Origin of the sequence: Kitasatospora sp. CB02891 (genome assembly GCF_002803145.1) — a bacterium.
Taxonomy (GTDB): Bacteria; Actinomycetota; Actinomycetes; order Streptomycetales; family Streptomycetaceae; genus Kitasatospora; species Kitasatospora griseola.
On record NZ_NNBO01000002.1, the window covers coordinates 227391 to 252693 of the forward strand.

Here is a 25303-nt window from a genome sequence, read left to right on the forward strand (position 1 = left end):
ACGAGGACGCCGTGCGCTGCGTAAACGTGGTAACTTCCGGGCGTGCCGCAGCGACTCTTCCTGACCACCCGGGGTCACATCGACCTCCTCCGGGTGTGTTCCGCTGCCTGTCGCCGCTCCTGAGCGACCGCCCCGTCCTTCCTCGCCCGCCGTGCGACTCTCCGCGGCGGCGCTCCGGCGTCCCGGCCGCCGTGCGACCGTCCGCCCCCGCGTCCCGACCGCCCCCGGTGGTGCCGCGCACCGCTTTGCAGATGAGGATCGATCCGTTGTCCGACCGTGCTCCCGTGTTCCACTGGTTCCTGCCCACCGGCGGGGACGGCCGCGACCCCGGCGGCGTCACCGCCGTGCAGGGCCGGACCGGCGCCGCCACCCGGCGGCCCGCCGACGTCGGGTACCTCGCGCAGGTCGCGCAGGCCGCCGAGCAGGCCGGGTTCGTCTCGCTGCTCGCCCCGGTCGGACTCGGCTGCGTCGACCCGTGGATCCTGGGTGCGGCGCTCACCCGGCACACCGACCGGATCGGCTTCCTGATCGCCTTCCGGGCCGGCCTGGCCAGCCCCACCCTGATCGCCCAACAGGCCGACGCCTTCCGGCGGTTCGCCGGCGGCCGGCTCCGGCTGAACGTGGTCACCGGCGGCGACCCCGCCGAGCAGCGCGCGTACGGCGACCGGCTCGCGCACGACGAGCGCTACGCCCGCACCGACGAACTGATGGCCGTGCTACGGGAGTTGCTGGCCGGGCAGCGGGTCGACCACCGGGGCGCCCACCTGCACCTGGAGGGCGCGCAGTTGGTCGATCCGGCGGTCGAGCACCCCGTCCCGCTGTACTTCGGCGGCGCCTCGCCCGCCGCCGAGCAGGTCGCCGCCCGCCGCGCCGACGTCCAACTGCTGTGGGGCGAACCGCCGTCGGCGATCGGCGAGCGGATCGGGCGGCTGCGCGCGCTGGCCGCCGGGCAGGGGCGGACGCTGCGGTACGGGCTGCGGCTGCACGTGATCAGCCGGGACACCGCCGAGCAGGCCTGGGCGGAGGCAGACCGGATCCTCGCCGGGATCGACCCGGCGGCGGTGCGGGCCAGCCAGGCCCGGTTCGCCGCCATGGACTCCACCGGTCAGGCCCGGATGGCCGCTCTGCACGGCCACGGCACCGGTGCCGGAAGGGAGTTGGTGGTCGCCCCGAACCTGTGGGCCGGCATCGGCCTGGTCCGGGAGGGCGCGGGCACCGCCCTGGTCGGCTCGCACGACGAGGTCGCCGCCCGGCTCGCCGAGTACCACGCCCTGGGCATCGAGGAGTTCGTGCTGTCCGGTTACCCGCACCTGGAGGAGGCGTACCGGGTCGGCGAGGAAGTGGTGCCCCGGGTCAGGGCCCTTGTGGGTCAAGGAAACTGACGCTCATTCAATTGTTCGGGTGCAGCTGCCAGACCCGGGCCGGGGGAAGGTTCGCCAGCACGGTGCGGCACTCGGTCCGGCCGCCGCGCAGGTGCGCGGCCATCGCGCGGTCGACCGCCGCGTGCCGGTGCAGCTCGGCGCGGGTGGCGAACATCGCTCGGGCGCGGCGGGTGCCGAGGTAGGCGAACCAGGTCAACGTGCCGCCCGGGTGCAGCAGTTCGAGGTAGCGGGCCATGATGCGGTCGACCTGGGCGGGCGTGAAGTTGGTCAGCGGCAGGCCGGAGACGATCACGTCGTAGCGCCGGTCGGTGGCCAGCTCCTCCACGTACGCCTGGTGCACCGTCACCCGGGTCGCGCTCTGCGCGGCCACCAGGTCCCGCAGCCGGCCGGCGAAGCGCGGATTGGCCTCCACCACGTCCAGGCGGGCGCCGCGCGGCAGTTGGGGCAGCAGGACGCGGGTGACGGCGCCGGTGCCCGCGCCGGCCTCCAGGACGTCGATCGGGTGCGGGGCGCGGGCCCGGACGGGGGCGGCCAGGGCGTGGGCCAGGGCCCGGCTGCTGGGGGCGACCGCACCGGTGGTGCGCAGGTCGCGGACGGCTTCGCGGAGGAACGCCCAGCCGTCGGCCCGGGGCCGCGGCGGGGGAGAGGTCTGCTCGGTCATGGCTTCGACGCTAGGAACCGCGAGGACGCGGCAGATCCGCCCTGCGGCGGCCGTCCGGACCGACGAAAGTCGGTGGTGGGAACGGCCGTTCGTCGATTCCGCGAGGCGGGCAGGCTGCCTAGCATGGACGTCGTGAGGTGGTGGCGGAGCCCGCTGTGGGCGACCTTGGGACGGGCGGCGGCGCTGGCGTTCCTGGTGGTGACGATCGACAACAACGGCGCCAAACTCGGCGACGGACACCGGCACTTGACGGTGACCGTGGCGGCGACGGTGTGCGCGCTGATCCTGGCGGTCCCCCGACTGCGGCTCACCGTCGCCCCGTTGGCGGCCGTCGCAGTTACCGCGTGGTGGGGCTGGCTGACCGACCTGCTGCTCGCCGTGGTGATGTTCGACCTGGCGGTGGCGCGGCGGACCCGGCTCGCGCTGCTGTGCGCGGCGCTCGCGCTGGCCGGAAACCTGGCGGGGGTGCGGGCCGCCTCGGTGTGGGTCGGGCAGCGCTGGCTGTCCACGCTGACGGTGCTGCTGTTCGGGCTGGTGCTCGGCCTGTGGCAGGGCAACCGGCGCCGCCTGGTGCACACCCTGGCCGGGCAGGTCGAGCAGCTGCGGGTGGAGGCCCGGTTGCGGGAGGACGCGGCGCGCGCCGCCGAACGGTCCCGGATCGCCGCCGAGATGCACGACGTCCTCGCCCACCGGCTCAGCCTGATCGCCCTGCACACCGGCGTCCTCGCCACCCGCGGCGCCGCGCTGCCCGGCCCGGTCGCCGACCGGCTGGCGATGCTCCGCACCACCTCCGTCGAGGCGCTCACCGACCTGCGTGAGGTGCTCGGCGCGCTCCACGACCCGCACGCCGGGCCGGCCGACGCGCCCGCCGTCCGCGAGGTCGCCGCGCTGGTGGCGGACGCCCGCGCGGCCGGGCAGCAGGTCGCGCTGACCGTCACCGGCCGGGCGGCGGACGCGCCGACCACGCACCGGCTGGCCGCGTACCGGATCGTCCAGGAGGCGCTGACCAACGCCCGCAAGCACGCGGACGGGGCGGCGGTGGAGGTCCGGGTCGACTACCGGCCGCCCGCCACCCGGGTCGAGGTCACCAACGGCGCGGGCGCCGCCGGGGCCGCCGCCGTGGACTCCGGCTACGGTCTGGTCGGCCTGCGCGAACGCGTCACCGCGCTCGGCGGCCACCTGGACGCCGGCCCCGCCGGCACCGGCTCCTGGCGGCTGTCCGCCCGCCTCCCGCACCCCGCCCCGAAGGACGGTCCGGCATGACGCGCGCGCCGGACGAGCCCCTGGTGGGCAAGCGCTTTCCGCACGGCTCACCGAAGGGCGGCACCCGATGATTCGCACCCTGGTGGTCGACGACGACGCACTCGTCCGTCTCGGCCTGACCGACCTGCTCGACGGCGACCCCGGCATCGAGGTGGTCGCACAGGCCGCCGACGGCCTTCAGGCGATCGAACGGGCAAGCGCTTTTCGCATCGACGTCGCGCTGGTCGACGTCCGGATGCCCCGGATGGACGGCATCACCGCCACCGCCCGGCTGCGCGCCCTGCCGCAGCCGCCGCGGGTGATCACGCTGACCACCTTCGACCTCGACCGGTACGTCTACGACGCGCTGGCCGCCGGGGCCGACGGGTTCCTGCTCAAGGACACCGACCCGGCGGAGATCCTGCGCGCCGTCCACCTGGTCGCGGCCGGCTCCGCGATGCTCCACCCGGCCGCCGCGCGCCGCGTCATCGACCGGTACCACGCCACCGGCCGCACCGCCGCGAGCGCCGCCCGGGCCCGGCTCGACCGGCTCACCCCGCGCGAGCGCGAGGTGCTGGCGCTGCTGGCCGAGGGTCGCGCCAACGCCGACATCGGCGAGCGGCTCGCGATGCGGGAGAGCACCGTCAAGGCGCACGTCAGCCGGATCCTCACCGCGCTCGGCGTCAGCAACCGCGTCCAGGCGGCGCTGCTGGCCCGGGATGCGGGTCTGGCCGGCTGACGCGTCGTCACGCCAGCCGGATGTGTTCGATCGGTGGCAGGACGGCGTGCTCGGCGTCGGCAACCGTGTCCGGGCGGCGTTGCTGGCCCGGGATGCGGGGCCGGTCGGCTGATGCGCCGTCACACCAGCCAGATGTGCTCGACCGGTGGCAGGACGGTCGGCATGTCGTCCGTGACCCAGGCGTACTCGAGCGCCGACAGCGTCCGGCCGGCGTCGTCCGTCCACAGCAGCAGCTCGCCGATGTACTCACCGTCCTCGTCGAGGACCGCCGCGCCGACCGGCGCGAGCCGGGACGGCCCCGTGTGCCGGCCCGGCTCGTCCACCCGCAGGTCGACGCTGACCGAGCCCGGCGCCCAGGGGCCCACCACCTCGGTGCGGTCCAGCTGGGCGCGCAGCTCGGCCGCGCCGTCGAACTCCGCCGAGAGCAGGTGCTCCAGCAGCGCGCGTTCGGCGGAGTTCAACGGGCGGAGGGCCATCCCGGTCAGCTCTCGGGACGGTTGCTGTCGTCGTAGGTGCTGGTGCCCTCGTCCAGCAGCGGGCCGTTGGCCGGGCTCGGGTGCTTGAGGTGCGCCGGGGCCATGGCGCGCAGGGCGTGGTAGCCGGTCAGGACGATCAGGGTGCCCAGGGCGATGCCGCCGAGCTCGAAGTTGTCGGTGATCTTCAGGTTGACGTTGCCGATGCCGACGATCACGCCCGCCGCGACCGGGACCAGGTTCAGCGGGTTGGTCAGGTCCACCTTGTTGTGGATCCAGATCTGCGCGCCGAGCAGGCCGATCATGCCGTACAGCACCACCGTGATACCGCCGAGCACACCGCCCGGGATGGCCGCGATCACCGCGCCGAACTTCGGGCACAGGCCGAACAGGATCGCGAAGCCGGCCGCGCACCAGTACGCCGCCGTCGAGTAGACGCGGGTCGCCGCCATCACGCCGATGTTCTCCGCGTACGTGGTGGTCGCCGGGCCGCCGACCGCCGTGGACACCATGGTCGCCGCGCCGTCCGCCATGATCGCTGCGCCCATCTTGTCGTCCAGCGGGTCACCGGTCATCTCGGAGACCGCCTTCACGTGGCCGGCGTTCTCGGCGATCAGCGCGACCACCACGGGCAGCGCCACCAGGATCGCGGACAGCGAGAAGCTCGGGGCGTGCAGCGAGGGCAGGCCGATCCAGTCGGCCTTGCCGACGCCTGACAGGTCCAGACGCCAGTGGTCGACGGCCGCGCCGCCGCCCACCGGGGAGTTGATCTTCCCGAAGACCCGGTCGAACAGGAACGACACCAGGTAGCCGAAGACCAGGCCCAGGAAGATCGCGATCCGCGACCAGAACCCGCGCAGCACCACCAGCGCCAGCCCCGTGAAGAACATCGTCAGCAGCGCCACCCACTGGTCCTGCGGCCAGTACGTGCCGGCCGCGACCGGCGCCAGGTTGAAACCGATCAGCATGACCACCGCGCCGGTGACGATCGGCGGCAGCACCGCGTGGATCACCTTCGCGCCGAAGCCCTGCACCACCGCACCGCACGCCGCCAGCACCGCACCGACCACCAGCAGCGAACCGGTCAGCGTCGCCGCGTCCCCGCCCTGCGCCTTGATCACGGCCGCCACACCGACGAACGACAGGCTGGACCCCAGGTAGGACGGGATCCGGCCGCTGGTCACCAACAGGAAGAAGATCGTCGCGACACCCGAGACCATCACCGCCAGGTTCGGGTCCAGGCCCATCAGCACCGGAGCGACGAAGGTGGCGCCGAACATCGCCACGACGTGCTGCGCCCCCAGCCCGATCGTGCGCCCCCACGACAGCCGCTCGTCCGGCTTGACCACCGCCCCGGGCTGCGGGGCGCGGCCGTCCCCGTGCAGCTTCCACCCGAACGCGACCTTCATGTCCCTGCCTCGTCTCTGTGCTCTACCGTGCGAAACCCTGGTGGGCGACCATGCAACCGGTCGCGACATGATCTCCTATCGCTCCCACCACCCCGACCTCGGGGGATCACCCGACCGGCGGTATCGCAGAACCCGCCGTCCTCGGTTACCGACCGTCGCTGAAGGCGGTAGTGAAGGGTGGGGGTCGGTATCGACGACGTATACGACCGTGTCGACCGAACCGCGCGGTACGGGTTGCCGGCCAGTGATGAAGCCGCATCGGTCGGTGCTCCGAATCGAAGCCCGGCAGGGCCAACGTCCTACTCGTCGGCGGGTAGGTGGGAACCGACCAGGTTCACTTCGGTCCTCCCAGAGAAGGGGACTCGCCGGCGGATCCACAGCGGAGCATCTGCCGGTGAAGCCCAGCCCGTATGGCCGGGCTCCACCTGGGAGCGGTTCGAGGTTCAGATCTTGCGGCGGCCCGGTTCCGCGGTGGTGCTGGATGCCGAGTGGGCCTTGATCGAACCGCATGTGCCGGTGGCTGCCACCGGGCCGTTGCTGCGGCGGGTTCGGGACCAGTTCAACGGGGTTGTTGTGGCGGTTCCGCACCGGCACCGGCCGGCGGGCCTGCCGTTGGCGTTCGTGCTGACGCCGGGCCGGGCGGCGGACTGCCGCCAGTTCCAGGCCGTGTGGGAGAAGGTCCGGGTGCGCGGCCCGGTAGGCCGACCGCGCACCCGGCCGGAGGCGGTGGCCGCGGACAAGGCCTACTCGTCGAGGGCCAATCATGCCTACCTGCGCAGACGCGGGATCACCGCGGTGGTCCCGGAGCGGGCGGACCGGGCGGCGAACCGGAAGCGGAAGGGCTCCGCCGGCGGCCGGCCGGTCGCGTTCGACCCCGACCGCTACAAGCGGCGCAACCACGTCGAGCGGTGCTTCCAGAGGATCAAGACCTGGCGCGGCCTGGCCACCCGATACGACAAGGGCCCGGAAAGCTACACGGCAGGCCTGCACCTACGCGGATCAATCATGTGGCTGAAGTTCCTGACCCCAGCCGCATGATCCGAACCTTGAACAGCTCCTAATACTCCGGTGCGACTTCGCGATCTACGTGCCTGCGGGGAGGGGGAGCCGCCGCCGACAGTGGCTGCGACGTGCCGAAGCCTGGTGACTTCTGCGCCAGTTCGACCAGTGTAGGAGTGCACGCAGGGACATGACGGGACTGAGCAGCGCGCCAATCGAGCGGCGGATTTCCGGGACGGTCAGGTCGACCATCTCTCGGCTTCGGGCCGGGCGGTTCGGATCCGCAGGTCTGGTCGGCCGCGCGTCCTGAACGGCGATGGCCCTGAACGCGAGGGCGAGCACGGCCGGCCTTGCGGCGTCGTTCGGCGTCCTGGCATCAGGTGTGCCTGGGCAGGTAGAGCTGACGGTCGATCAACGCACGTCCCCTGCCGGAGACGTGGGCGAGGAAGACGACGCTTGCTGTTCTCGATGCGTCCGGCGGTTCCGGTGTACTGCTGCTGGACGCCCGCCGAACCGTGGCCCTTCTTCAGGAAGCCGGTCTCGTCCACGACCAGAACCTCCGTCACCGGTACCGAGGTGGTCCAGGACGTAGCGGCGGACCTCGTCGCGCACCTCGGCCACATCCCAGCGGGCAGTCCGCAGCAGCCGCTGCATCGATGCGGGACGGGCGTGGCCTGCGTGCTCCGCGAGCTGCCGGCAGTTCTTGCGCTCGGTGCCGGACAGCAACCCGATCAGATAGGCGCGGGCGGTGGCGCGAGGTTCCACCCGCCTGAACACGCCCGCGATCCGAGCACCGGCCTGGTCGAACAAGGCCCGCCATCGAGCAGGGTCTACGCTACGGCTCGCGTCAGGCGTCGTAGTACTCGCCGTCGTCGCCCTGAACCTGCGCGTAAAGCACCTTCGCCACCTGGCACATCGTCGCGATCACTGCGTCGCTCGGGTTCCTGGACGCGATCCGGTCGCCGGTCCACCACATCGGGGCCATTACAACGCTGGGATCGTCAGCGACCACGGCCTCCCAGTCCGCCGCGTTGATGTCCTGCGCCTCTTCAATCCACCAGTTCTCGTGCCGAGTGATGTGCACGTCGTGGCCCATGGTCAGCCAGGGTGCAGCGAGAGAGGTTTCAGCGGGGTGACGCAGGGGCTGGCCCGGCTTGGGCGGCCGGTGGCACTGGGTGACGGATCCTGGGCGGTGGCGGGGCCTGGAGATCGTCCGGAACTGGTCGGCCGAGTCATTCGGCCGGCCGGCATTCGGCGGCGGTGTCGCAATCGTGGCCGTGGCTCGGCGAGTTGCTGTTCGCGTCGCTGCCCCAGGTGGAGGTCTTCAGCGTCGAAGCGTCCGGTGCGGTGGTGCGGATCGCCGCCCGCGTGGCTGCTCCGGGTGTGTCATGCCCGGACTGCGGGACGTGGTCGGAGCGGGTCCACGGCTCCTACCTGCGCTGTCCGTCGGATCTGCCCGGCTGCGGGCGGCCCGTGGCGGTTGCCCTGCGGGTGCGCACCGCTTCGCCTGCCAGGCCCCGGTGTGCCGGGGCCGCCGTCTTCGGCAGAGGTAAACCCGTGGCAGGTGACATGTCACACCCTATTGATCGCCCCGCCGGTCTTGTGAGACGGTGCGTCACGCGCTTCGGATGCCTCCCACGTCCCGACGTCCGCGGCGCTCCGTTCGCGCTTCCCCCACAAAGGAATAGACGATGCGTCAGCTCTCACGCATGCCCAGGCTGCTGGCCGCGGCTGCCGCGGCAGGCACCGTCCTGCTCGGCATATCCGCCGGACCGAGCCAGGCCGCCTCCACGCCGGTCACCCCCGCACCGGTCGCTGCCGGCCTGAATCAGCCTTCCGGCAGCTCGTCGGCGGTGCCCGGCAGTCCGTTCGCCGATCCCGAGAGCCCGGGCGCGCCGCAGTCCGGCCGGCTCACGGCTGCGCAGCTGCCGCTGGTCCGCCCGCTGTCCGTCACGGCCCCGGCGGAGACCGGCCAGGACAAGGGCCCGGCCAAGGCCGCACCGCGCGCGCTCGCGGCGGCGCCGGCCACCGCCCAGTCGTGCACCCCGGCCGACTTCGCCGGCCGGACCGGGGCCGCTCTGGTGGCCTACGTCAAGGCCTCGACCCCCGAGTGCATCGGCTCGCTGTTCTCCACCGCGGGAAGCCCGTACGCCTCGGCCCTGTTCCGCCAGAGCCAGATGGCGACGATGGCCGACGCCTTCCAGAGCGCCGCCGCTTCCTACCCCGGCGACAACTCCGCCGCTGCCTGGCAGGTCGTCCTGTACCTGCGCGCCGGCTACTACGTGCAGGACAACGACCTCGCGCACGTCGGCCCCTACGACGCGACGCTGACCGCCGCCGTGACGCGCGGCATCGACGCCTTCCTGGCCGGCCCGCACGCCGCGGACGTCACCGACGCGAACGGCCAGGTCGCCAATGACGTCATCATCCTCACCGACAGCGCCGGGCAGCAGGGCCGCTACCTGAACACCTACCGGCAGGTGCTGAACGGCTACACCAGCGCGTACGACAGCTCGAAGAACCTGCTCACGTACGTCAACAGCGCCCTCTCCGCGCTGGACCGCGGCCATCAGAACAAGGCCTTCGTCGACGCCGTGACCGCGGACCCGGGCATCATCGACACCCTCGACGCGTTCACCCGGACCCACCACGACCTGCTCGGCACCTACCCCGGCTTCCTGGTCTCCAACGCCGGCATCGAGTTGACCCGGTTCGTCACGTACCCGGCGTTCCAGGCCAGGATCCGCCCGCTGGCCAAGGCCCTGCTCGACAGCTCGTCGATGACCGGCCCCACCGCCCCGCTGTGGGTCGGCACGGCCAACACGGCCACCTTGTTCGACAAGGACCAGTGCTCCTACTACGGCGTCTGCGACCTGAAGCAGCGGCTGACCAAGGCCGTGCTGCCGATGAGGCAGACCTGCAACGCCACCCTCACCGTCCTGGCCCAGGACCTCACCGCGGCCGAACTCGCCGCCGTCTGCGCCGACCTCAAGGGCGAGGACGCCTTCTTCCACAGGCTCGTCCGCGACAACGGCCCCATCCCCGGCCAGTACGAGTCGTCCGTGCAGCTCGTGGTCTTCGCGAGCCAGGGCGACTACCAGACCTACGCCGGCGCGATGTACGAGGCGAACACCAACAACGGCGGGGTCACCCTGACCGGGACCCCGAGCGACCCGGCCAACCAGCCGGTCTCCCTCATGTACCGGCACCCGAACGAGAACGGCTTCACCGCTCGGATCTGGAACCTCAACCACGAGTACGCCCACGTCCTGGACGCCCGCTACGACATGAAGGGCGACTTCTTCCAGCAGACCAGCGTGCCCGACCTGTGGTGGATCGAGGGCGTCGCCGAGTACGTCTCCTACACCTACCGCGGCGTCACCGACTTCAACGCGGTGAACCAGGCCCCCAAGCACACCTACGGGCTCAGCACCCTGCTCCAGAGCACGTACCAGAACAGCGACGTCGTCCGCACCTACCACTGGGGCTACCTGGCCGCCCGCTACATGATCGAGCGCTCCCCGGGCGTCGTCCAGACCATGCTCGGCCTCTTCCGCACCGGCGACTACGCCCGCGCCTACGCCTACTACAACGGCATCGGCACCGCCTACGACGCCGACTTCACCAGGTGGGTCGACACCTGCGCCACCGACACCTGCCTCACCGCGGGCACCCCGCAGGCGGCCTTCGACGCCGCGGTACGGGACCTGAACGTCCAGCTGACCGACCGCTCCACCGAGACCGCCGGCAAGGGCAGCATCACCGGCTGGGCCTGGAACTTCGGCGACGGCACCACCGGCACCGCGGCCTCCCCGTCGAAGTCCTACCGCGCTGCCGGCACCTACACCGTCACCCTCACCGTCACCGACAGCAACGGCAGGACGGCCACCACGACCCGGACCGTCACCGTCACCGCCCCGGCCGCACCGGCGGCCTGCACCGACCCCGACGCCCGGAAGCTGGACTACAACTGCTTCCGGACCGGCCGCTCGGCCGACGCCGGAAGCTCGGACCAGATGTACATCTACCTGCCGGCCGGCACCACCACGCTGACCGTCTCCACCACCGGCGGCACCGGGACCACCTACCTCTACTACAGCCCGGACCGCTGGGCCTCCAACACGGACTACGCCGTCTCCTCCACGAACAGCGGCACCACCCAGACCGTGACCGTCACCAACACCACGGCCGGCTACCGCTACATCACCCTGTACGGCAAGACCGCCTTCAGCGGCGTCACCGTCACCACCCAATACTGACCGACGCGTGAGCCCGGATGCCCGGGTCTCACGCATCCCCGGGGATGCGTGAGACCCGGGCATCCGTGTGGGCCTCCGCGGCGGGCGAGGTCCACGCAGGCCGCCGCGGCGGCCGAGCCCGGGATGCAGACAACTCCCGGGCTCGGCGCGCACATTGACGAGGCGTCAGCACGTCACCGGAACCTCCACCACCGGCCGAGTGCCGAACGGGCCGCTTCCCTGCACCGAGAAGGTCGCACGCACCGTCGAACCGCACGGGGCGGTGGCGGTGAAGCCGTTCACCTGCACCGTGGTGGAGTGGAACGCCGTGCTCCCGCTCACGGAGCCGAGCGAGTTGCCGCCGACCACCTCGGCCGACAGGTTGGTGTACAGGGTCTGCCACGACACCGGACCGTCCGGCGGGCCGGCAAGGCCGATCTTCCCGTAGATCACGATGCTGCTGCCGGTTACGTCTGCGCAGGCGTAGGTCGCCAGCCCGGCCTGGAGAGCGTACTTGCAGGTCGTGACCGTGGCGGCGGCGGTGTCGGCGCCGGTCGCGGCGGCGAAGGCCGGCACGGGCGTCGTGAGCAGGGCGGCGGCACCAGTGGCGCCCACTGCGATGCGGGTGATGCGGTTCATGGTCTTCTCCTTCAGACGATGTGAGGAACCGTTCGGGGGCAGGCACTTTTAGCCATGTGACATTTCACGTGTGCCATGACCTAAACCTTGCCATGCGATTCCAAGGCTCCGGGCCATTCCTGCCTTCGAAGTGCCAGCCCGTCTGAAAGTTCATCCTGGGTGACGCAAATCCGCCCGGCTGGGCCAATGCGGCTACCACCCCGGGCGAACCCGCGTCGAACGCCGGGTGAACCACTTCCCCGCCGTCCGGCTCGCGGCCTCCGCCGTCGGCCGGGCCGCCAGGCTCGCCGCCTCCCGGTGGGGCAGCAGGTCCACCGGCCGGCGGGTCTCGGCGTCGACCAGCACCGTCCCGTAGGCGCGACTCTTGCGCGTCGCGTCGCGTCAGCCGCAGTTGTCGGTGTTGATCACGGTGGAGGACAACGGTTCGTCGGGGTTGCTGATGGTGTCGATGGAGATGCACGGGTTGTCATTGGTCCCGCTGAGGATGCTGACGTCCGAGTCGGCGGAGGCGCCGCCTGCCATGGTGAACATCGCGGCCGAGGCGAGAACGGCAGCGGCGAGCTCGGTGCGGATACGCATAGGAGTCTCCTGACGTCCTGGGTGCGGGTCGCCCTGTGCGGCCCGACACGCCAGGGGCACTACCCATGGAGGCCCGAGCGCAGCCGGCGTGATCCCGGCACTCATTACGAGGGGCGAACGCTCACACCCGGTCGGCGTAGCCATGGACCCCGCCCAGTCCCGCCGCCCGGCGGAAGGACCGGCCCCTCCGAGGCCGCCACCGCCGGTCGCGGCCCCCGCCACCACCGAGAGGATCCCAGCCGATCGAGTCGTCGGGCTTGCCGGCGGCGGAGCTGCCGGGCGCTCTGACACCGTCTCGCCACCCACTCCCACAGAAGCTGTCGGCCTGCGCAGTGGTGGTGACCGCGACGAAGGCGACAGCCCCGAGGAGCACTGTGGCAGTGCGGCGCATGGAATCGCTCTTCTCTCGTGCGGCCCGCCCCGTCCGGTTGGGCGGGGTAGGCCTCGGGCCAAGCTGACTGTGCATCAGCGAAGGCCGAGGGGCACACGGTGCAGTGACGCGCCGGAGCCGCGGGGCGCTGTCGGCGGGGTGCACCAATCGGGCCGCCCCGGAGTCCGGATCGTTCAGGCGGATCGGATGTCCGCCGTGCCTGTCGTCATTCGATCGAATGATCGTCCCGGGTGCCGAGGCAACCAGGACGAATCCGGTGCACCGGGGGCGAAGGCGGCGGAGGTTCAGAAGCGGCCGAGGGACCGGGACGGCGGGAGCTGCTGCCGCTGCGCATGGAGCAGTGCGAGCAGTCCGCGGTGCGCTCCGGTGACGGCGTGTACACGCTCGTGTGGGACCCGCGGGCCGGACGGCCGCTGCTGCGCACCCTCGACCCCGGGTTCTTCTTCCCGGAGTGGGACGACGAAGTAGATGCCGCCGAGCTCCCCGCCAGGGTCCACCTCGCGTGGGAGCTGCCGGAGGACCCGCGCACCGGCCGCAAGGCCCGGCCGCGGAGGGTCACGTACGAGCTGGGGTCGATCGGGGCGGCGACCCGCCCGCGCATCTACCCGTGGGCGCCCGGCAAGCCGTCACAGGTCGCCTGCGGTCTCACCGGCGCGGAGTGGCTTCTCGAAGACCTCAAGGCCGGACACGAGGTCTACGACCTGCCGGCCGGCCAGGCCGTGTACCGGGTCCGCGCGGACGGTGAAGTCCTCCAGGGGCTGGACCTGCAGATCGACTTCGTGTGTTCGAGCCTTGCCGGGCGCAGCGCGCGACCTCTCGGTCTGCCTGGTGTCCTTGCCCCGCCTCTGTGCTCTGCCGTGCGAAACCCCGGTGGGCGACCGTGCAACCGGTCACGACGTGATCTCCTGTCGCTCCCACCGCCCCGACCTCGGGGGATCACCCGGCCGGCCGAGTCACCCCACGCGATCGGGGCGCTCCGCAGGGGAGCGCCCCGAGGCGCGGGTGAGGCCGTTCTGCTACTGAGCGGGGCGCGCCTTCCGGGGCTTCCACTCGTCCGAGAGCAGACCGAGGACGGCCTGGTCCACGTACTCGCCGTAGACCCAGGCGGAGCGTCGCAGGGTGCCCTCCAGGGTGAAGCCCGCGGCGGTCGCGGCCGCGAGCATCGGGGCGTTGTCGGTCAGGGTCTCCAGTTGCAGGCGCTGGAAGCCGCGGACGGCGAAGCCGTACTCGCACAGGGTGTGCACCACGTCGACGGCGAGGCCGCGGCCGCGGAACGCGGGGCGCAGGGCGAGCCCGAGGTGGGCGGTGCGGCTGTGCGTGTCGATGCCCCAGAGCAGGGCCTCGCCGGCCAGTTCCGCCGACTCCAGTTCCACGACGGAGAAGCACGCCGCCTCGTCCGACGGCCCGGCCACCACGAAGGGCGAGTGGCCCGAGGCCGCGGCAATGGGCTGCCAGGGGCGGGAGTCGGCGCGCGACCGGGTGGCCACGTCGTCGTAGAGCTCGGAGTGCAGAACCGGGATGTCGTCGTCGTGTCGGGCCCGCAGCCCGATCCTTTCGCCATGAAGCATGGTCAATTGCTATAGGAGGAGTGGTAGTTGATCAAATGAATTGTCCTGCTGTTATGGCCGGCATCGGATCCGGGGCCCGGGGCTCGGTCAGTTCTCGCTGTCCAGGTGGGCCATCTGCGCGGCCGCGTAGCGGGTGCCGGCGGCCGAGTCGGCGGGGACGGCCTGCTCGACGGCGGCGAGGTCGGCGGCGCCGAGGTCGAGGGTCGCGGCGGTGAGCGCCTCGGCGAGGCGGTCGCGGCGGCGGGCGCCGACCAGCGGGACGACGTCCTTGCCCTGGGCGGCGACCCAGGCGATGGCGACCTGGGCGACGGTGGCGCCCCTGGCGTCGGCGACGGCGCGCAGGGCCTCGACCAGTGCCAGGTTGTGGTCGAGGTTCTCGCCCTGGAAGCGCGGGCTGTGGCTGCGGAAGTCGCGCGCGCCGATCTCCCGCTGCCGGCTCCAGTGGCCGGACAGCAGGCCGCGGGAGAGCACCCCGTACGCGGTGATGCCGATGCCCAACTCGCGGGCGGTGGGCAGGATTTCGGACTCGATGCCGCGGGAGAGCAGCGAGTACTCGATCTGCAGGTCGGCGATCGGGTGGACGGCGTGGGCGCGGCGCAGCGTCTCGGCGCCGACCTCGGACAGGCCGATGTGGCGGACCAGGCCGGCCTGCACCAGCTCGGCGATCGCGCCGACGGTCTCCTCGATCGGGACGGCCGGGTCGAGCCGGGCCGGACGGTAGATGTCGATGTGGTCGGTGCCGAGGCGGCGCAGCGAGTAGGCGAGCGAGGTCTTGACGGCGGCCGGGCGGGTGTCGATGCCGAGCATCGCGCCGAGCGCGTCGCGCTGGACGCCGAACTTGACGCTGATCACGGCGTTGTCGCGGCTGCGGCCGCGCAGGGCGTCGCGCAGCAGCAGTTCGTTGTGGCCCGCGCCGTAGAAGTCGCCGGTGTCGAGCAGGGTGATGCCGGCGTCGAGCGCGGCGTGCACGGTGGCGATCGACTCGGTTTCGTCGGCCGCGCCGTAGGCGTCCGACATGCCCATCAGGCCGAGGCCCAGGGCGGAGACGACCGGTCCGTCGGTGCCGAGGGTGCGCGTGTCCATGGGAGGTTCCCCGTTCGCTCGTTAGCGGCGTTGTCGAGAAGACCGTAGCACCGATAATTCGACGCTAACAAGAATCCGGTAACGTTGCTCCACATGAACGCAGACGCCGCCCCCGACCCCCGCGAGCGCATCCTCGCCGCCGCCGCCGAACTCCTCGCGCAGGGCGGCAGCGAGGCCATGTCGACCCGTGCCGTCGGAGCCGCCGCCGGCGTCCAGGCCCCGACCCTCTACCGGCTGTTCGGCGACAAGCAGGGCCTGATCGACGCCGTGGTGAACTACGGATTCGAGCGCTATCTCGCCGAGAAGACCTCCCGCACGCCCGGCCCCGACCCGGTCGACGACCTGCGCCGCGGCTGGGACCTGCACGTCGAATTCGGCCTGACCCACCCGTCCTTCTACCCGCTGATGTACAGCTCCGACCGCTCCGGCGAGGCCGCCGAGGCCGCCGAGCGGTCCGGACGGGTGCTCGCGACGATGCTGGAGCGCGTCGCCCGGGCCGGCCGCCTGCTGGTGCCCGTCCCGACGGCCGCCCGGATGATCCGCGCCACCGCCCTCGGCGTCACCCTCACCCTGATCGCCGAGCCGCCCGCCACCCGCGACGTCGCGCTCTCCACCCGGATGCGCGAGACCGTCCTCGCCGCGATCACCGGCGCCCCCGCCGCGGAGGTGTCCACCCCCGCCGCCCTCGCCATCGCCCTGGACGCCACGCTGCCCGAGCGGCCGCACCGCTTCACCGCCGCCGAGACCGCCCTGCTGCGCGAGTGGCTGCGCCGCCTGACGGACGTCAGCCCGGAGAGTTGAGCGCCAGCATGATCAGGGCGGTGAGCTCCTGCCGTCGGCTGACGCCGGTCTTGGTGAACACCGACTTCAGGTGGTCCTGCACGGTGTAGGGCGTCATCGCGAGGCGCTGCGCGACCTCGCGGGTGTCCGCGCCGCGGATCAGCAGCAGCGCGACCTCCTGCTCGCGGCCGGTGAGACCGTACGCCGCCAGGTGCAGCGGAATGACCTGCGCCGGGGAGGCCGGGGAGGCTACCACGGTGACCTCGTCGGCGGCCGGATCCGCGGGCAGGGTGTCGCGCAACGCCGCGGCGTGCAGCAGGTACCAGTGGCCGTCGTGGGTCCGGATCCGGACCGGGACGTGCGGCGTGGGCAGGCCGTGCGCGGCCCGCCGGGCGTGCTCGGCGGCCATCGCGATCGCGGTCGGCACGCGCAGCGAGGTCGGCGACGGATCGGCGAGCCGGGCCAGCAACTCCTCCGCCGGGCCGGACAGCGCCCGTGGACAGTTGTGCCGGTCGAGCAGGAACACCGCCGGCGCCGGATCGGCCCGGCCCGGCGCGGTCGACGGGATGTGACTGGCGCGCAGCGCCTGGCCGAGCAACTTGGCCGCGGCGTCGGCGAGTTCACGCTGCTTCGCCGGGAAGGGCCCCCGGTCGGCGGCCCGCATGAACGCCGCGCACCCCCACATGCCGCCCGCCGCGTCGAACACCGCCCGCAGCTCGTCCCCGAAGCCGTACCGGGAGATCTGCTCCCGAAACCGAATGCTCTGCTGCGGCGCACCCCGGCTGGCCCGGCTCAACGTCTCCGCGTGCACCCCGCTGTTCCGGATCTTCGGGAAGGTGGCCAGGTCGTCCGCCCACACCTCCAGATATACCGCGTCGTGGAACTGGCCGAGGTTGAGGTCGTCGCTCTGCACCGAGTTGACCAGCCCCGTGGCCGGGTCGCTGGTGTGCCAGCAGACCGCGTCGAACTCCAGGACGGGGCGCAGGAGTTCATCGGCGCGACGGAAGATCTGACTGCTCGCCAGGCCGGGCGCGGTGAGCTCCCGCAGGCCTTCGATCGCCGAGCGCGCGGCGGCGCGCTGCGGTCCGCGTAATCCCATGGGCGGACGGTAGCACTTGTGTTCGGGGTGTGGCGACGGTGTGTGTGCGCGACGTCGCAGTGCGGGGTGGGCATTCGGCCGGCCGACGTCGGGTCCGGCCGGTCGAGCAGCCCGGCCCACCGCGCGATGTCACGGTCGCGGGGCTCACTTTGCCGGTGTGTCGAGGGTGAACAGCAGGTCGGGGCGGGGTGCGAGGACCTGGTCGAGGGCGAGCAGGACGCCGGCCGAGCCGGACCACAGTTCGGTGCTGAACCGTTGCAGGCCCGTGCCCAGGAAGCGCACCGAATCCGCCTTCGGCACCGCGTGCTTGTAGAGGGCTCGGGCGGCCCGGACGGCTCCCGTCCGGGAGGTCTCGTCGCCGGCCAGCAGGCCGTGTTCGGCGAGCGTGAACGCGTATCCGGCGGTGCCGGCGAACAGGGCGGGCAGGGCGGTGAAGGTGCCGTGGAGCGGTGCGAGCAGGCGCGGCATGGCGTCGGCCAGGCGTCCGTCCTCGGCGGTGCGCAGGTAGCGGGTGGCGACGTGGACCAGGCCCGCCGAGCCGCAGTACAGGTAGGGCATGGCGCGCTTGTCCTCGGTGGAGACGGGGAACAGCAGGCCGGCGGCGTCGGGGTCGGTGGCCCGGTCGAGTTCGGCGTGCAGCAGCCGCACGCCCTGGGCGAGGAACGAGGTGTCGCCGGTGACCTGGGCGAACTGCTGGTAGGCGAGGGCGAGTCCGGCCCGCCCGTGCAGCAGTCCGGTGGCGTCGTCGCGGCCGAGCCGGGGCACCAGCTCCTCGCCGTCGGGCTGCGCGGTGAGCAGGGCGTGGGCGCGTTCGGCGTGGTGGGCGTCGCCGGTGCGGCGGTGCAGTGCGAGGTGGCCCATGGCAAGGCCGGCGGCGCCGCCGAACAGGGTGGCGCTCTGTTCGACCAGCGGGTGTGCGTCGGCGGTGTCGAGCAGGCTGCGGGCCTCGTCCAGCAGGCCGTGTTCGGCCAGGACCCAGGCGATGCCGGCCAGGCCGACGTGCAGGCCGGGGGCGAGTCGGTCGGCGTCGGCGAGGGCCTCGCGGCGCAGTCGTTCCAGCGCGCCGTCGGGCGCGGGGACGCCGCAGCGGTGCAGTGCGTGCAGCACGCCGGCCGCGCCGTACGCCACGCAGAGGGTGTTGGTCGCGTGCCCCTCGGGGACGGTGGGGAAGGTCCGCAGCGGATGCTCGGGATCGGCCGCGGCGAGGATCCCGGCGGCGACGGCGTCGCGCAGGTCGGCGAGGTGCCGCAGCGGATCGGCGGCGACCTCCTCGGGCGAGGGCAGCGCCGGGGCCTCGCTCGGCGGGTGGTAGCGGGTGGCGCGCTTCCACAGCACGTCGCCGGCCGGTGTCCGTTCGGCCAGATCGCAGTGGAAGTGGGCCAGCGTGTCGGGGTTCTGTTCGGTGGTGTGCGGAATGCAGCCGAGCAGGACCTGGGTCAGGCCGCTGACACCGTAGTCGTCGTACGCGGTCCGGCCATAGCGGTCCACCACGTCCTTCGGAGGGGAGAAGCCGGGGGTGCCCATCCGGCCAGGTGTGCCGTCCGGGCCGATGGCGGTCTCGAAGTCGATCAGCCGGATGCCGTCTTCGGGTGTGACGATCACGTTCGTCGGGCTGACGTCCATGAACGTCCAGCCGAGAGCGTGCAGACGGTCCATGGCGTCCTCGATCCGGCCGAGGATCTGCTCGCAGCGGGCGTAGTAGGCGGCGTGCTCCGCGGGCCCGGTGCCGGCCATCAGCAGCGGGTTGCCGGTGGTGACGACCCGGGTGATCGGCGAGCCCTCGACGAACTCAGTGGCCATGAACTCGTGCCCGCCGGCCTTGAACAGGGCGATCGGCTCCGGGGCGAGGCCCGGCGCGAGGTCGTGCAGGGTGGTCAGGGTCCGCCACTCGTCGTGCAGGCGGGCGACCGCGTCCTGTTCGCCCTCGCTCAGCCCATGGAACGGGCGGGCCTCCTTGATGAACGCCCGGCGACCGGTGGCGACCTGCACGGCCTCGTAGGCGCTGCCGCCACTGGAGTGGGCGATCGTCGCTTCGATGGCGAAGCCGTTCAGCACGACCGGCCCGGCGGGGCCTGCGGCGGGCGCGGGCAGGTCGAGGGCGAACGGGTCGGTGAAGCCCTCCGGCAGCTGGAACGAGACGCCCCGCAGGTCCGGCACCGCCCGGCCGTTGGCGTCCACGGTCAGCGAGGTGCGGGTGCCCTCCGCCTCCAGCCGGTCGCGCGAGCTGTACGCCCCGTACCGGTACTGGACCGTCTCGCTGCCGGGGTAGCGACGGTCGGAGAGGATCAGCGGCCCCTGTTCGCCGTCGAGCGCCTCCCGCAGCGCCTCCATCAGCCGGCGGGCGGCCTCGACGTCGACCGGGTACGCGGCGATGAACTTCCCGCTCTGCGGCCGGGACCCGTGCTTGCGGTGCAGCCACCAGTACCAGTGGTCGGTGGAGAGGTGCTTGAACGCCACGTCCTGCGCGAAGCAGATCCCCGCGACCGTGTCCAGGACGGCGCCGGTCCGGGAGCGGCGGGCCGAGACGTGCACCTTCCACCCGTCCTCGGGCAGTGCGGGCATTCCCTCACGGTGCCACATGGTCCAGATCCCGCCCGTCGTCCCCTGCCAGCCGTCGGCAGGCCGGCTCGGGGCGAGGACCGGGCCCTCCGGCGCGGCGCTCTCCATCGGTGCGTAGTAGTCGGGGTCCGCGGCAATGAATTCCGCCAGTGTCTCGGCCATGAACGTCTCCTGTCGGATGGTGGCGGCGGACCCGCCGCAGGGTGGTGGTGCACGAGGACGAGGCGGTCCCGGACCGCAGCGCCGGCTCCCGGACGGGGCACAGGCCGATGCCGGCCCCGCCGCGAGGGCGGGGCCGGCGGTCAGGCGGTCACCGGTCCGTGGTTCGTCCGGGATCGGCCGCCATGGGGGGCGGTGCTACGCCTGGGTCTTGGTCCCGTAGCGCGGGCAGAGCCAGAGGCTGGTGCTGCTGATGGCGTACTCCTGGCTCTCGGTGCCGGTGTTGGCGACGGGGGTCTCCTGGAGGGAGAGGACGGCGGCGATCTCGGCGGCATCGGCGGTGAGGCTGGTGTTCACGGTGGTCTCCGATCTCCGGTGGGTGTGACGGGCCGAGGCTCGACCGCCCCGGTGGACAGGCCGGTTCGGTTCAGCCCAGCTGCGTCTTGGTCTTGGTGGACACCGGGCCGCAGAACAGGACGCTGGGGGTGCTGATGACGTACTCCTGGCCCTCGGCGACGGCGTTGGCGACGGGGGTCTCCTGGAGGGAGAGGACGGCGGCGATCTCGGCGGCGTCGGTGGTGAGGTTGGTGTTCACAGTGGTCTCCGATCTTCGGGTGGGTGATGGGGCGGGATTCGAGCCGGCGCTCGGTCCTGGTTCAGTCGAGCTCGGTGAAGGTGAAGAGGCTTCGGCAGAGGAACCAGCTGAGGGTGCTGAAGATCTGCTCCTGGCCCTCACGTCCGATCTCGACGGCGGTGGTCTCCTGGAGGGAGAGGACGGCCGCGGTCTCGGCGGCGTCGGTGATGGTGGGACTGATGCTCACGGTGGTCTCCTGGATTCGGGTCGGCCGGGAGTGCCGGCCCGGCACGGTGGCGGCGGCGGTGTGCGCGCCGTTGGTCACCGGGCAGCGGACTCCTCGGCGGGGGCCGTGGTCCGCTCCGGCGGTTCGGGGCGGAACGGTGCGGCGCGGATCGCGCGCAGGGCCGTCGGGACGGTGAGCAGCATGACCAGCGCGGAGGCGCCCGCGAGGGTCCAGATGGCGGGGCGGACGCCGAGCCGGTCGCCCAGCAGACCGCCGGTGAGCGCGCCGAGCAGACCCAGTGCGCCGGCGTAGACGTGCAGCGTCGCCATGACGCGGCCGAGGGCCTCCTCGCTGGTCTCGGCGACCAGCACCGGGCTGAGCGCGACGTTGGACACGGCGCCGAACAGCGCCGGCACGCCGATGCCCAGCCCGGCCACCACCAGGGCGAGCGGGAGCGGACCGCCTGCGGCGGGGTACAGCAGTGCGCAGAGCGAACTCGCGGCGTAGCACAGGACGATGACGCGACGGGCATCGCGGTGCGGGGAGAGGATCCGGCCGGCCAGCGTGGAGCCGAGCAGGCCTAGCAGCCCGGCCACCATGCCGACCAGGCCGTACACGCCGGTCGGGACGCGCAGTGTGTGCAGCAGGTAGATGCCGCCGAGCGCGCCGGTGCCCGCGCCGGTGAAGATCGGCACCGTCAGCAGCAGCATCAGCGCCCGGTAGAAACGGTTGCCGAACAGGATCCGGCCGCCGGCCAGCGCGTCCCGCAGGAAGGTCGTCCGCCCGGAGCGCGGGGTGCGTTCCAGTGGAGCGGCGGGGCGCATGGCGAGCAGCGCGGCGGCGCTGAGCAGGTAGCTGACGGCGTCGATCGCCAGCGCGGTCGCGGTGCCGAACGCGACGATCGCCGGGCCGGCCGCCAGCCGCCCGATCAGCCCCGCGCCGAACTGACCGCTCTGCAGGCGGGCCCGGGCCTTGGTGAGTCCGCCGGCCTCGACGACCTGGTTGAGGTGCAGGAAGTAGACCACCTCGGTGACGACCGACACCGAGCCGGACACCAGTGCGAGGGCGATCAACCACGGGATCGACACCACGTCGCCCGCCAGCCCGGCGGCCACCACGGCGATCGCCAGCGCGGAAATGGTGTCGAGCAGGATCAGGGCGCGGCGGGGCCGGACGATCCGGTCGGCCAGCACGCCGGCCGGCAGGCCGAACAGCAGGGCCGGCAGGGTGGCCGCTGCGCCGATCAACGAGATCTGACCGGGGGACGAGTCGAGGTGGACGACGGCCACCACCGGCAGCGCGACGGCGGTGAAGAGGGAGCCGACGGTGGAGGCGGTCTGCCCCCACCAGTACAGCGTCAGATCGCGGGCCACGGGCTCACTCCGCCGGGGCGTCGAGGGTGAACAGCAGGTCGGCGCGGGGGTTCAGGACCTGGTCGAGGGCGAGCAGGACGCCGGCCGAACCGGACCACAGTTCGGTGCTGAACCGCTGCAGGCCCATCCCGAGGAAGCGCACCGTGTCGCCGTGCGGCACCGCGTGCTTGTACAGGGCGCGGGCGGCCCGGACGGCCGCGGTCCGGGAGGTCTCGTCGTCGGCGAGGAGACCGTGCTCGGCGAGCGTGAACGCGTATCCGGCGGTGCCGACGAACAGGGCGGGCAGCACCGTGTAGGTGCCGTGCAGCGGAGCGAGCAGGCGCGGCATCGTCTCGTGCAGGCGCTCGTCGTCGGCGGTGCGCAGGTAGCGGGTGGCGACGTGGACCAGGCCGGCGGATCCGCAGTACAGGTAGGGCATGGCGCGCTTGTCCTCGGTGGAGACGGGGAACAGCAGGCCGGCGGCGTCGGGGTCGGTGGCCCGGTCGAGTTCGGCGTGCAGCAGTCGCACGCCTCGGGCGAGCAGCGAGGTGTCGCCGGTGACCTGGGCGAACTGCTGGTAGGCCAGGGCGAGTCCGGCCCGCCCGTGCAGCAGTCCGGTGGCGTCGTCGCGGCCGAGCCGGGGCACCAGCTCCTCGCCGTCGGGCTGCGCGGTCAGCAGGGCGTGGGCGCGTTCGGCGTGGTGGGCGTCGCCGGTGCGGCGGTGCAGTGCGAGGTGGCCCATCGCCAGACCGGCCGCGCCGCCGAACAGGGTGGCGCTCTGTTCGACCAGCGGGTGTGCGTCAGCGGCGTCCAGCAGGGTGCGGGCCTCCTCCGGCAGGCCGTGCTCCGCCAGGACCCAGGCGATGCCGGCCAGGCCGACGTGCAGACCCGGGGCGAGCTTCCCGTCGGAGGCGGCGCCGAGGGCGTCGCGGCGCAGCCGCTCCAGCGCGCCCTCAGGTGCGGGGATGCCGCAGCGGTGCAGCGCGTGCAGCACACCGGCCGCGCCGTGGACCACGCACAGGGTGTTGGTGGAGTAGCCCGGCGGGACGGTCGGGAAGGTCCGCAACGGGTGCTCGGGGTCGGCCGCGGCCAGAATTCCGGTGGCGACGGCCTCGCGCAGGTCGGCGAGGTGTCGCCGCGGATCGGTGGCGACCTCCTCGGGCGAGGGCAGTACCGGGATGTCGGCGGGCCGGTGGTAGCGGGTGCTGCGCTTCCAGAGGGCGTCGGGGACGGGGGCCCGCTCGGTCAGGTCGCGGTGGAAGTGCGGGATCACGTCCGGGGTCCGGCCGGCGGCGTGGACGACGGAGCCCAGCAGGCTCTGGACCACCGCGCTGAGGGCGTAGTCGTCGTACGCCGTGCGGCCGTCGCGCTCGACGATCTCCCGGGGCGGGAAGAAGCCCGGTGTGCCCATCTTGAACCGGATCTCGCCCGGGCCGAACGCGGTTTCGAAGTCGATCAGCCGGATGCCGTCCTCGGCCGTGACCATCACGTTCGACGGGCTGAGGTCCATGAACGTCCAGCCGAGCTCGTGCAGTCGGTCCAGGGCGTCCTCGAGGGCGGTGACCACGCGCTCGCAGCGGGCGTAGTAGGCCGCGTACTCCTTCGGGCCGGTGCCCGCCATCAACAGGGGGTGGCTGGTCGGGGCGAGATGGCTCAGCGCCTTGCCCTCGATGAACTCGGTGACCATGAACTCGTGTCCGCCCGCGCCGAACTGGGCGATCGGCTCGGGGGCCAGCCCCGGGGCGAGCGCGTGCAGCGTGGTGAGCGTCTTCCACTCGTTGTGCAGGCGGGCGACCGCGTCCGCCTCGCCACCGCTCAGCCCGTGGTGCGGGCGGGCCTCCTTGATGAAGACGCGGCGGCCGGTGGAGATCTCCAGCCCCTGGTAGGTGCTGCCGCCGCTGGAATGGATGATCGCCGTCTCGATGGCGAAGCCGTGCAGCACGACCGGGCCCTCGGCACGCGCGGTCGGGCCGGGCTTCGCTTCGGTGAACGGGTCGGTGATGCCCTCCGGGAGGTGGAAGGACACACCGCGCTTGTCGGGTATCGGCTCGCCGTTGCCGTCCCGGGTCAACTGCGTGTACGTGCCTTCGGCCTCCACCCGGTCGCGGCCCCGGAACGCCCCGTACCGGTAGTGGACGGTGGCGCTGCCCCGGTAGCGGCGGTCGGAGAGGATCAGCGGTCCCTGCTCGCCGTCGAGCGCTTCCCGCAGTGCCTCCATCAGCCGGCGGGCGGCTTCGACGTCGACCGGGTACGCGGCGATGAACTTGCCGCTCTGCGGCCGGGAGGCGTGCTTGCGGTGCAGCCACCAGTACATCCGGTCGGTGGCGGCGTGCTTGAACGCCACGTCCTGGGCGAAGCAGATCTCGGCGACCGTGTCGAGGACCGCGGCGAGGCGGGTGCGGCGCGCCGAGACGTGCACCTTCCAGCCGTCGTCGGGAATGACGGGCATGCCCTCCCGGCGCCACATGGTCCAGATCCCGCCGACGGATCCCCGCCAACCGTCGGCGGGCCTGCTCGGCGCGAGGACATCGCCCTCCGCTGCGGCGCTCGCCAGCGGCGCGTAGTACTCCGGGTCTGCGACGGTGAAATCCGCCAGCGCGTCGGCCATGAACGTCTCCTGTCGGGTGGTGACGGCCCGCCCGCCCCGGCGGCGGTGCGGGACAACGGTGGTGCGTGCCCGTGCCGCCGGGGCAGCACGGGCACGCACAGCGAGCTGCTAGAACGCCTCGGTCTCGGTTGCGGTCCGGGGGTCGCAGAAGATGCTGGTGGCACTGAGGTGCGCCTGGACGTCGTCCTGGTCCTCGGTGGTGGGCACTTCCTGGAGGGAGAGGACCGCCTCGGTCTCGGCGGTTCGGTCCTCGGGGCTGCTGCTCATCGTGGTCTCCCGTCCTGCGTTTCTGAAGCGCGAACTGTCGTTCGGACAAAGGCCGGTCGGACCGCGCCGAAATCGGCGGGCCCGACCGGCGGGGTGTCAGATCCGGCCCTTGGTGCCCTCGTTGGCGCAGTGGTCGACGCTGACGGAGCTGATGTGCGCCTCCACGTCGTCCTGGGCCTCGGCGGTGGGCGCCTCCTGGAGGGAGAGCACGGCCTCGACCTCGGCCGCGTTGTCCTCGGGGGTGGGGTTGATGCTCACGGTGATCTCCCATCGGTA

The 25303-nt window shown here is 72.5% G+C and carries 23 protein-coding genes and 2 pseudogenes; 7 read left to right on the forward strand and 18 right to left on the reverse strand.

Annotated elements, in window-relative coordinates; all coding sequences use genetic code 11:
- Window positions 1-266 precede the first annotated feature (266 nt).
- A complete protein-coding gene (locus CG736_RS06415; RefSeq protein ID WP_232733838.1) occupies window positions 267-1382 on the forward strand; it encodes an LLM class flavin-dependent oxidoreductase in 1116 nt (371 codons plus the stop codon).
- A 7-nt stretch (window positions 1383-1389) separates the two neighbouring features.
- Here the strand turns inward: CG736_RS06415 and CG736_RS06420 are convergent, their stop codons facing one another.
- Window positions 1390-2043 (reverse strand): class I SAM-dependent methyltransferase, encoded by a 654-nt coding sequence (locus tag CG736_RS06420; RefSeq protein ID WP_100585190.1) that lies wholly within the window; start codon window positions 2041-2043, stop codon window positions 1390-1392.
- A 123-nt stretch (window positions 2044-2166) separates the two neighbouring features.
- Between CG736_RS06420 and CG736_RS06425 the strand changes: the two genes are divergently transcribed.
- Window positions 2167-3306 (forward strand): sensor histidine kinase, encoded by a 1140-nt coding sequence (locus tag CG736_RS06425; RefSeq protein ID WP_100585191.1) that lies wholly within the window; start codon window positions 2167-2169, stop codon window positions 3304-3306.
- A 67-nt stretch (window positions 3307-3373) separates the two neighbouring features.
- Window positions 3374-4024 (forward strand): response regulator transcription factor, encoded by a 651-nt coding sequence (locus CG736_RS06430; RefSeq protein WP_100585192.1) that lies wholly within the window; start codon window positions 3374-3376, stop codon window positions 4022-4024.
- 119 nt (window positions 4025-4143) lie between these two features.
- Here CG736_RS06430 and CG736_RS06435 read toward each other — a convergent pair whose 3' ends face one another.
- Together CG736_RS06435 and CG736_RS06440 are read right to left on the reverse strand one after the other, a co-directional pair.
- Window positions 4144-4500, reverse strand: a complete 357-nt coding sequence (locus CG736_RS06435) for a hypothetical protein (protein ID WP_100585193.1) — start codon at window positions 4498-4500, stop codon at window positions 4144-4146.
- Window positions 4501-4505: 5 nt separating this feature from the next.
- The gene (locus tag CG736_RS06440; RefSeq protein ID WP_100585194.1) at window positions 4506-5906 is read right to left on the reverse strand and encodes a uracil-xanthine permease family protein; all 1401 of its coding nucleotides are present in this window, start codon (window positions 5904-5906) and stop codon (window positions 4506-4508) included.
- Between the two features lie 609 nt (window positions 5907-6515).
- Between CG736_RS06440 and CG736_RS06445 the strand changes: the two are divergent.
- Window positions 6516-6944: pseudogene (locus CG736_RS06445) on the forward strand (transposase); the annotation flags it as partial.
- A 349-nt stretch (window positions 6945-7293) separates the two neighbouring features.
- Here the strand turns inward: CG736_RS06445 and CG736_RS06450 are convergent.
- Together CG736_RS06450 and CG736_RS06455 are read right to left on the reverse strand one after the other, a co-directional pair.
- Window positions 7294-7715: pseudogene (locus tag CG736_RS06450) on the reverse strand (transposase); the annotation flags it as partial.
- Window positions 7716-7752: 37 nt separating this feature from the next.
- Window positions 7753-8001, reverse strand: a complete 249-nt coding sequence (locus tag CG736_RS06455) for a hypothetical protein (RefSeq protein ID WP_100585196.1) — start codon at window positions 7999-8001, stop codon at window positions 7753-7755.
- Between the two features lie 595 nt (window positions 8002-8596).
- Between CG736_RS06455 and CG736_RS06460 the strand changes: the two genes are divergently transcribed.
- On the forward strand, window positions 8597-11164 hold the full coding sequence (locus CG736_RS06460; protein ID WP_100585197.1) for a collagenase: 2568 nt from the start codon (window positions 8597-8599) through the stop codon (window positions 11162-11164).
- Between the two features lie 165 nt (window positions 11165-11329).
- Here the strand turns inward: CG736_RS06460 and CG736_RS06465 are convergent, their stop codons facing one another.
- Window positions 11330-11782, reverse strand: coding sequence for a hypothetical protein (locus CG736_RS06465; protein WP_100585198.1), 453 nt, complete (start codon window positions 11780-11782; stop codon window positions 11330-11332).
- A gap of 226 nt (window positions 11783-12008) precedes the next feature.
- On the opposite strand from CG736_RS06465, the gene CG736_RS38350 reads away from it, so the two are divergent.
- Window positions 12009-12137, forward strand: a complete 129-nt coding sequence (locus CG736_RS38350; protein WP_255418987.1) for a hypothetical protein — start codon at window positions 12009-12011, stop codon at window positions 12135-12137.
- Window positions 12138-12163: 26 nt separating this feature from the next.
- On the opposite strand, the gene CG736_RS06470 is transcribed toward CG736_RS38350, so the two are convergent.
- From CG736_RS06470 to CG736_RS06480, 3 genes are all read right to left on the reverse strand, one after another.
- A complete protein-coding gene (locus tag CG736_RS06470; protein ID WP_100585199.1) occupies window positions 12164-12361 on the reverse strand; it encodes a hypothetical protein in 198 nt (65 codons plus the stop codon).
- 1407 nt (window positions 12362-13768) lie between these two features.
- The gene (locus tag CG736_RS06475) at window positions 13769-14320 is read right to left on the reverse strand and encodes a GNAT family N-acetyltransferase (RefSeq protein WP_100585200.1); all 552 of its coding nucleotides are present in this window, start codon (window positions 14318-14320) and stop codon (window positions 13769-13771) included.
- An 87-nt stretch (window positions 14321-14407) separates the two neighbouring features.
- Window positions 14408-15403 carry an aldo/keto reductase gene (locus tag CG736_RS06480; protein WP_100585201.1) on the reverse strand — a complete coding sequence of 332 codons (996 nt, stop codon included), beginning with the start codon at window positions 15401-15403 and terminating at the stop codon, window positions 14408-14410.
- Window positions 15404-15496: 93 nt separating this feature from the next.
- Here CG736_RS06480 and CG736_RS06485 point away from each other — a divergent pair, with 93 nt between their 5' ends.
- On the forward strand, window positions 15497-16204 hold the full coding sequence (locus CG736_RS06485; protein WP_100585202.1) for a TetR/AcrR family transcriptional regulator: 708 nt from the start codon (window positions 15497-15499) through the stop codon (window positions 16202-16204).
- On the opposite strand, the gene CG736_RS06490 is transcribed toward CG736_RS06485, so the two are convergent.
- The 9 genes from CG736_RS06490 to CG736_RS35985 all read right to left on the reverse strand — a co-directional run bounded on the left by CG736_RS06490 (window position 16188) and on the right by CG736_RS35985 (window position 25285).
- The gene (locus CG736_RS06490) at window positions 16188-17282 is read right to left on the reverse strand and encodes a helix-turn-helix transcriptional regulator (protein WP_100585203.1); all 1095 of its coding nucleotides are present in this window, start codon (window positions 17280-17282) and stop codon (window positions 16188-16190) included. The two genes, CG736_RS06485 and CG736_RS06490, sit on opposite strands and share 17 nt — an antisense overlap.
- Window positions 17283-17426: 144 nt before the next feature.
- Window positions 17427-20003 carry a class III lanthionine synthetase LanKC gene (gene lanKC / locus CG736_RS06495; protein WP_100585204.1) on the reverse strand — a complete coding sequence of 859 codons (2577 nt, stop codon included), beginning with the start codon at window positions 20001-20003 and terminating at the stop codon, window positions 17427-17429.
- A gap of 195 nt (window positions 20004-20198) precedes the next feature.
- Window positions 20199-20357 carry a hypothetical protein gene (locus CG736_RS35970; protein WP_157815443.1) on the reverse strand — a complete coding sequence of 53 codons (159 nt, stop codon included), beginning with the start codon at window positions 20355-20357 and terminating at the stop codon, window positions 20199-20201.
- A 70-nt stretch (window positions 20358-20427) separates the two neighbouring features.
- On the reverse strand, window positions 20428-20595 hold the full coding sequence (locus tag CG736_RS35975) for a hypothetical protein (RefSeq protein ID WP_157815444.1): 168 nt from the start codon (window positions 20593-20595) through the stop codon (window positions 20428-20430).
- Between the two features lie 61 nt (window positions 20596-20656).
- Window positions 20657-20899, reverse strand: coding sequence for a hypothetical protein (locus CG736_RS06500; RefSeq protein WP_100585205.1), 243 nt, complete (start codon window positions 20897-20899; stop codon window positions 20657-20659).
- Window positions 20896-22173: an MFS transporter gene (locus CG736_RS06505; RefSeq protein ID WP_100585206.1), complete on the reverse strand. Its 1278-nt coding sequence runs from the start codon at window positions 22171-22173 to the stop codon at window positions 20896-20898. Before CG736_RS06505 ends, CG736_RS06500 begins: the two co-directional genes overlap by 4 nt.
- A 4-nt stretch (window positions 22174-22177) precedes the next feature.
- Window positions 22178-24760, reverse strand: a complete 2583-nt coding sequence (gene lanKC / locus CG736_RS06510) for a class III lanthionine synthetase LanKC (protein WP_100585207.1) — start codon at window positions 24758-24760, stop codon at window positions 22178-22180.
- Window positions 24761-24868: 108 nt separating this feature from the next.
- Window positions 24869-25027 (reverse strand): hypothetical protein, encoded by a 159-nt coding sequence (locus CG736_RS35980; RefSeq protein ID WP_157815445.1) that lies wholly within the window; start codon window positions 25025-25027, stop codon window positions 24869-24871.
- Between the two features lie 96 nt (window positions 25028-25123).
- The gene (locus CG736_RS35985) at window positions 25124-25285 is read right to left on the reverse strand and encodes a hypothetical protein (RefSeq protein ID WP_157815446.1); all 162 of its coding nucleotides are present in this window, start codon (window positions 25283-25285) and stop codon (window positions 25124-25126) included.
- Window positions 25286-25303 lie beyond the last annotated feature (18 nt).